Genomic DNA, 6,716 nt, shown 5'->3' with positions numbered 1-6,716 from the left:
ACGACGGCGGCGGCGATGCCAAAGTCATCGCAGTCCCCCACGACAAGCTGTCCCAGCTGTATGTCGACGTCAAGGAATACACCGACCTGCCGCCACTGCTGCTTGAGCAAATCAAGCACTTCTTCGAGAACTACAAAGACCTTGAAAAAGGCAAATGGGTGAAGATCGAAGGTTGGGGCGATGCTGAAGCTGCCCGTACCGAAATCATGAAGTCGGTCGCCGCGTTCAAAGGCTGATCAACTGTATAGGAAGCCTCGGTTCTCCTGCCTGGGAACCGGGGCTTTTTTACGCCCCGGAGTTGAGTGTTTACTCATCGAGAAACACTCTCGGAAATGCCCTACAAACCGGCACGGCATTTGTAGTACAGACCCTCATTTGGCAAACGAACGCACCTCTCATTTGAACATCTCGTTTATTTAAACGTCCGGCCGACCTCCGTAAACTTGACGTATGAAAACATCCGGTGATCGCCTACGCGCCCTCCTTCGGGAGTGCCACCTTTCCGCCTCAGACTTCGCTGCCAATCGCAAGGTGACGCCGCAACACGTGAACAACTGGTTCAAGCGCGGCATACCCATGGCGCGCATGGGGGAAGTCGCGGACCTATTGACCGTTAACCCGCGATGGCTGCGCTCGGGAGACGGGCCAAAACACCCCAGCGACAGCATCGACGAAGCCTGCCGTGAGTCCGACTACAACGCCGAAGACGTCTTGGTGCCGCTGCTCAAAGAGGTCGAATCCAGCCACGGCCTGGGCCAGACCAGCGTGGCCGAAGCACCGGGACGCAAAGTGCGTCTACCGCTGCGAATGCTCCAGGCCATGAGTATCGACCCCGGCGACGCCGTCTGCGCGGTCATGGTCGGCAACGGCATGGACGAGAAGATCCAGGCCGGCTCCATCATCGGCATCGACCGCGGCCTCACGCAAATCATCGACGGCGAAATGTACGCCCTCGAACACGACGGCATGTTGCGGATTAAGTACCTTTACCGACTCGCCGGCGGCACCCTCCGGCTGCGCAGCCACAACAGCGCCGAGTACCCCGACGAGGTATTCGAAGCCAAGCAACTGCAAAAACAAAACATTCGGGTGCTGGGATGGGTATTTTGGTGGTCCACCTTAAACACTCGCCGACGACCGGTATCGTTTCCGTAAACAAGGCAAACGGCACCCCTCTGCAGGAGCCAACCCGTTGGCGAGACAGCGTGCCTGATTCAACGCCATTTGAACGGGATAAACGCCAATTCAGCCAAATTCCTGCACATAAATGCTGGGCATCACCGACGATCCCCAGTATCATCCGCGCCACGTTTCACCGACGCGAACGACCTGTTTGCATCGCTCCCCTATTCAGTCGCCCCCGCTGCGGGACGCACATTTGAAGGCGGTCGCGGTTTACCAAAAATGAACCAAACCCGTCCCCGAGAAGCCGGCCACAAGCCGGCTTTTTAATTGTCCGAAATAATCCTATTCCATCCGAGAATTCTGCCGATAGCACTAGCTAGTGCGGGCGTTTCAAGCACTGCCTTGCCCAATGTTCGTTCGACCACATAGGCAAGCTGTCAGCTGAGGAGGTTTTTTGGCGAGAGCGTGATGCCGTCTCTCAGGCCGCCTCGCCAACAAGGCGGTGTACCTGAAAAACTGCGTCGTAGCATCAAAGGCCGCTCGCGATTTCGATAGACGTTACGGCGCTGCTTTCGCGATTGAACCTAGAGAAGCGCCCTTGACCAGATACCGACCTTCGGTGTCGTTCAGTTTAACCAGGCTATTACGGGCCATAACGAAGCCCATCTCAACTTCTTGTTTGATATAGACCACTTGACCAGCAGGCACATCTACTTTCAAGTCAGCCCAATTCTCAGCCTTCGAATTGATGGTGTGTGTACCCGGGGTTACGTAGAAGTAGATGTATTCGTTTCCACCGGTGTGACCCACTTCCGAACTAGCGGCCTGGTTGTCCAGAAAGACGTTGAAGCTAACTAGCATCCCTACTGAACTTGGTCGTACAACGTACACCAGCCCTTTATCAGCAACCGCAGCCTTGGGCAGCGAATAGCCCACCAAGTCCGACTGCATCTTGTCTGGCGACGGTGCAGAGGCACAGCCGTAAAGCAGCGCAACGGCCAGTACTAAGAAAATTTTTGGGAAAATCTTGAGCATTTTCAATGTCCTTATCGAGGATGACGCTTGACAGATATCAATACGCCATCAATCATAGCGCGACATTTTTCAGGCGTCAATACTACGTACAGAGAAATCAGGCACTAATCCAAGGTGTGCAGCTACCTTCCGAGCGGTACTTTTTTGATTGAAAGGCCCTAGCCTCTTACTCCGACAAGCCTGTTTGTTACATCGGTATTGACAAATGTTAATAATAATTTTTATGTTTTTACACGGGCACGGTAAAAATGGACCTAGTTAAACTCTGGACGAAAACCCAAGATAAGGTTAGTAAGGGAATAGTTGTTACAAACGCTACCGGGTTTCGAAAAGATATCAATGGGCTAAGGGCCCTGGCGGTCACCGCAGTCGTGCTTTACCACTTCAATGTGGGCGGGCTGATTGGCGGGTTTATCGGAGTAGATGTTTTTTTCGTCATCTCAGGTTTCCTGATGACGGGAATTATTACCAAAGGTCTGCAACAGGGTGACTTCTCGATACTCTCTTTTTATTGGTCTCGAGCAAAGCGCATAATCCCCGCACTGGTCGTTGTCGCCGCCGTGCTGCTGATATTGGGTTGGTTTTTTCTGGCACCCAACGAATATAAGTTGCTTGCCAAACATGCACGACAGTCCTTGTTCTTCCTTTCCAATGTAAGCTATTTGCGAGAGTCGGGATATTTCGACAGCGCAAGCCATAGCAAATGGCTGCTCCACACATGGTCATTGTCCGTCGAATGGCAGTTTTACTTGGCTCTGCCGGTGATACTAACCGTCGTCTGGAAATTATTTCCAAGCAAAAAAGCAATGATAGCTGTTCATTCAGTGGTATTGGTCTGCTCATTCTTGACATGCGTCGCCCTGACCAATACCGCTCAGGAAAAGGCGTTTTATCTGTTGCAATCTCGAGCTTGGGAGATGCTGCTAGGCGGCTTGTGCTTCCTGCTTGTATCGAATTTCAAGCCGTCGCTGGCTGCTCGCAAAGCACTGGAGTATTGCGGGCTACTGTTAATTTTGGCCTCAGTGTTCTTGATCGATGCCGCGCAGGCGTGGCCCGGTTATCTGGCTGTAATACCAACTTTTGGTGCCGTGCTGGTACTGGCTGCAAAGCAAGAGAACTCTTTATGGAGTAACAATCGGATCACGCGATGGCTGGGTACGCGTTCATACTCGTTGTACTTATGGCACTGGCCTCTTGTAGCTGGGCTGTTCTATTTTTACCAGCAAGACAATTCGCTTTGGATAACCGCTGCGATTCTAGTGGCGCTGTTACTCAGCGAACTTTCCTATCGGATAGTTGAGCAGCCAGTAAGGCGCGGATTGCAGCAATTAACACCACCGCGTGCACTGGCGTTGTTAGTAGGTTTAGTGATCTTGACTGGTGCCGCAGCTCAGGTCGTGGTCACCAAAAACGGTTTATCACAGCGCATGTCTGCAGATATCCTTTTGATGATAGACAAAGCTCAGACCGGAAATAATCCACGGAATGGCGAATGCCTGGCAATGGGTATCCCTTGCGTTTATGGAGGCCCGGAAATCGAGGCCATGATCATCGGTGACAGTCACGCCGCGACGCTGGTAACGGTTGCCCAAAACGCCCTACTCAACCACGAGCAAGGGATATACTTTCAAGCCGCTCCCGCTTGCTTACCGGTTGCAGGCCTAACTGTCAGAGAACACGCCAATCGCGATCAAGATGATCCTTGTATCAAGATGCTAGAACAAATTACAAAAACCCTGGATAACAAAATGAGCAGGGTGCCGCTGATAGTGATCAACCGCACCTCCATCTATCCCCTTGGCTACAACGGAATAGATCAAACCGAGAAACGTAAACCACAAGCCTATGCGTCAACGCCCATCGATACCCCGACTCCTGAGTCACTAGAGGAGTTCTCTCGACTCTATGTTGAGAGCGCCTGCGCCATGGCGAAAAACCGACCGGTTTACCTCATGCGCCCAATACCGGAAATGCGCGTCGACGTCACCGATGCGATCGGCAAAGAAATGCTGTTAGGCAGTCCAAGGGACTTCACCATAAGTCGCGAAGACTACATGGCGCGTAACGACTTTGTCTGGAAAACCCAAGACCAGGCCCATGAGCAATGCGGCGTCCAAATTCTCGATCCACTGCCCTACCTTTGTGACGACAACGTTTGTTATGGCAGCAAAGGTGGCGAGCCGTTATATCTCGATGACAATCATCTGAACGAGTATGGCGGCCGTCTGCTGGAGCCTATGTTTGCCAAGGCGTTTTCGGCCATGCCTTACTTGCAAGTACATATTGGCGCTGTCGAAGTGCATCCGCCGGCACCTGGAAATATTCCGCCGAAAGCTTGATTACAAAGATGCCGCCCGGTCTTCATCTTCGAACGGTCGCGCATAAAACACCTGATAACTACGCCTGAAGTCTTAGCGCTTTGATGATGAAAGCATGCAAGCTCGACTCACCGTCGGCTTCAGTCAGCGGCGTCTTATAGATTAGCGTCAGCGTCCATCAGTTCGTCGATCAGCAACTGGGTCGGGGCCGTCAGGCCGACGCCGTGTCGGGTGACGATCTCGTAGGGCTCGTTGCGCGAGATCAGCGCGAGCGGTAAACGGATCAGGATGCCGTGGTCCAGGAACATCTGCGCCACATCTGCTGGCATGACCGCGACGAGATCAGGATCGTGAGCCAATAACGATATTGTCGTAAAGGTCGAGGAAGTCTCGATCGGATAGAGTGGAAAACCAAGCCCTGCCTCCCTGAACTCGCGCTCCAGCGTCAGGCGCATGGGCATGTTCACCGGGAATACCACCCAACGCGAATGCGCCAGGTCGTTCAACGAAAGCAGTTCATGGTTTGCGAATGGGTGGAGGGGGTTGGCGACCAGTATCAGAGGTTCCTGTTCGCACGAACGGCAGTCATACGCCGCCGGACGCTTGCTCACACTGGTACGGCAGATGGCAATGTCCAGACGCCCTTGATCAAGCAGAGTCAGAAGACGGGCACTGGTGTCTTCTATGATTTCGAAGGCAATCTGCGGCTGCTTGGTACGCAATCTGGCCATCGCCTCGACCAGCGCGGGTACGGCACCCATGATGACGCCGACTGAGAGGCGTCCGCCATGGCCTTGCAAAATTCCGATCATCTCCTCTCTCAGGTGTGCCAGGTCCGTGTGAATCAGCCGTGCGTAACGAATGGCACAACGTCCGATATCATTGGGCCTCAGACCCTGGCTGGTACGTTCGAACAACGCACAGCCCAACGTTGATTCAATTTCGTGCAACGCCTTACTGGCACCCGGCTGGGTGATGGCAACCGACTCGGCGGCCTTGTGCAGCGATTTAACGTCGTCCAGCGCGATCAACAGCCGCAACTGCTTGAAGCGGAGCCGGGAGACCATGGTTATTAAAGTGGGGAGCATAGGGGGATGACTAAAAGTTATCGCTCAATCAGCAGCTGTCATTAGGCAGCATCCCGTGGAAAAAATACAGTACATCCCCATGAGGTTCCTGACGAACCGCCGACAACAATAATCAGGGGAAAGCTGGTAATGCGTCTTATCCAATTCGAAAACACTCAGGGTCAACGCCGGGTTGGCGTCGTTGAAGGCGATTTGATTCAGGTCGTGCTGCAAACGACCAGCACCCGTGAACTTGCTTTGGCGGCGATTCGCAACAAGCGCCAACTAAGCGAAGAAGTGCTGGCCCGTGGTACCGAGACGACCAGTCAGAACTATGCGCAAGCCCTTGACGAAGGGAGAGTGTTGCCACCGTTGGATCATGAAGATCCGGCTCACTGCTTGATCAGTGGCACCGGGCTTACGCACTTGGGCAGCGCCTCCACCCGAGACAAAATGCACCAGCAAAAAGTCGACGATCAGGCGGCCCTGACCGATACCGCAAAGATATTCCAGTGGGGGGTTGAAGGCGGTCGTCCGCCTGCGGGCAAGGCCGGCGTTCAACCGGAATGGTTCTACAAGGGGGACGGCACAATCGTAGTGCGTCCGGGCCAAGCCTTCCGTTCGCCGCCTTTTGCCGAAGATGCAGGCGAGGAACCGGAGCTGACCGGGTTGTATGTGATTGGTGATGATGCCAGGCCTTATCGCCTGGGCTTCGCCTTGGGCAATGAGTTCTCCGACCACATCATGGAACGTCGCAATTATCTCTACCTCGCCCATTCCAAATTGCGTAATTGCTCATACGGACCGGAGCTGCGTATAGGTGCGCTACCTCGTCATTTGTCGGGTGTCAGCCGTATCCGACGCGGGCAGGCAGTGCTGTGGGAAAAGGAGTTCCTGAGCGGCGAAGACAACATGTGCCATAGCCTGGAGAACCTTGAGTACCATCACTTCAAGTATCAACAGTTCCTGCGTCCTGGCGATGTCCATGTGCACTTTTTTGGTACAGCCACGCTCTCGTTTGCAGACAACGTCCGAACCGAGCCGGGCGACGTCTTTGAAATCAGCATCCCCGAGTTCGGTGCGCCGCTGCGCAATGGCGTGGAAGTCAGCAGCGACGTCTTCAATGCAGGAGAAGTCAGCGCCCTCTGAGGGAACGCCATCACCAGCCTCT

General features: G+C 53.8%; 6 protein-coding genes. 4 read left to right on the top strand and 2 right to left on the bottom strand.

The genetic code is table 11. The annotated features are described in order from the left end of the window. Both JWR17_RS22505 and JWR17_RS22500 read left to right on the top strand, forming a co-directional pair. Positions 1–236, top strand: a 236-nt coding sequence (locus JWR17_RS22505) for an inorganic diphosphatase (RefSeq protein ID WP_299834960.1), incomplete at its 5' end; no start/stop codon positions are given. 214 nt (positions 237–450) lie between these two features. Beyond that, on the top strand, positions 451–1,155 hold the full coding sequence (locus JWR17_RS22500; protein ID WP_299834958.1) for an XRE family transcriptional regulator: 705 nt from the start codon (positions 451–453) through the stop codon (positions 1,153–1,155). Positions 1,156–1,683: 528 nt separating this feature from the next. Here JWR17_RS22500 and JWR17_RS22495 read toward each other — a convergent pair. Next, positions 1,684–2,076 (bottom strand): DUF2846 domain-containing protein, encoded by a 393-nt coding sequence (locus tag JWR17_RS22495; RefSeq protein WP_299834963.1) that lies wholly within the window; start codon positions 2,074–2,076, stop codon positions 1,684–1,686. A 332-nt stretch (positions 2,077–2,408) separates the two neighbouring features. On the opposite strand from JWR17_RS22495, the gene JWR17_RS22490 reads away from it, so the two are divergent. Then, a complete protein-coding gene (locus tag JWR17_RS22490; protein WP_299834956.1) occupies positions 2,409–4,499 on the top strand; it encodes an acyltransferase family protein in 2,091 nt (696 codons plus the stop codon). Between the two features lie 134 nt (positions 4,500–4,633). Here the strand turns inward: JWR17_RS22490 and JWR17_RS22485 are convergent, their stop codons facing one another. Beyond that, positions 4,634–5,566, bottom strand: a complete 933-nt coding sequence (locus JWR17_RS22485; RefSeq protein ID WP_299834954.1) for a LysR family transcriptional regulator — start codon at positions 5,564–5,566, stop codon at positions 4,634–4,636. 129 nt (positions 5,567–5,695) lie between these two features. On the opposite strand from JWR17_RS22485, the gene araD1 reads away from it, so the two are divergent. Next, on the top strand, positions 5,696–6,694 hold the full coding sequence (araD1, locus tag JWR17_RS22480; RefSeq protein WP_299834952.1) for an AraD1 family protein: 999 nt from the start codon (positions 5,696–5,698) through the stop codon (positions 6,692–6,694). Positions 6,695–6,716: the final 22 nt, after the last annotated feature.

Source organism: Pseudomonas sp. (assembly GCF_028293835.1).
Lineage (GTDB): Bacteria > Pseudomonadota > Gammaproteobacteria > Pseudomonadales > Pseudomonadaceae > Aquipseudomonas.
Note: the sequence above shows the minus strand (reverse complement) of the source record. Positions and strands in the feature narration are given on the sequence as shown.

What these genes read in the sequence shown, in the direction of transcription:
- JWR17_RS22485 (WP_299834954.1), bottom strand. Translation starts at nt 5,566, where the DNA reads ATGCTCCCCACTTTAATAACCATGGTCTCCCGGCTCCGCTTCAAGCAG.
- JWR17_RS22490 (WP_299834956.1), top strand. Translation starts at nt 2,409, where the DNA reads ATGGACCTAGTTAAACTCTGGACGAAAACCCAAGATAAGGTTAGTAAG.
- araD1 (WP_299834952.1), top strand. Translation starts at nt 5,696, where the DNA reads ATGCGTCTTATCCAATTCGAAAACACTCAGGGTCAACGCCGGGTTGGC.
- JWR17_RS22500 (WP_299834958.1), top strand. Translation starts at nt 451, where the DNA reads ATGAAAACATCCGGTGATCGCCTACGCGCCCTCCTTCGGGAGTGCCAC.
- JWR17_RS22495 (WP_299834963.1), bottom strand. Translation starts at nt 2,076, where the DNA reads ATGCAGTCGGACTTGGTGGGCTATTCGCTGCCCAAGGCTGCGGTTGCT.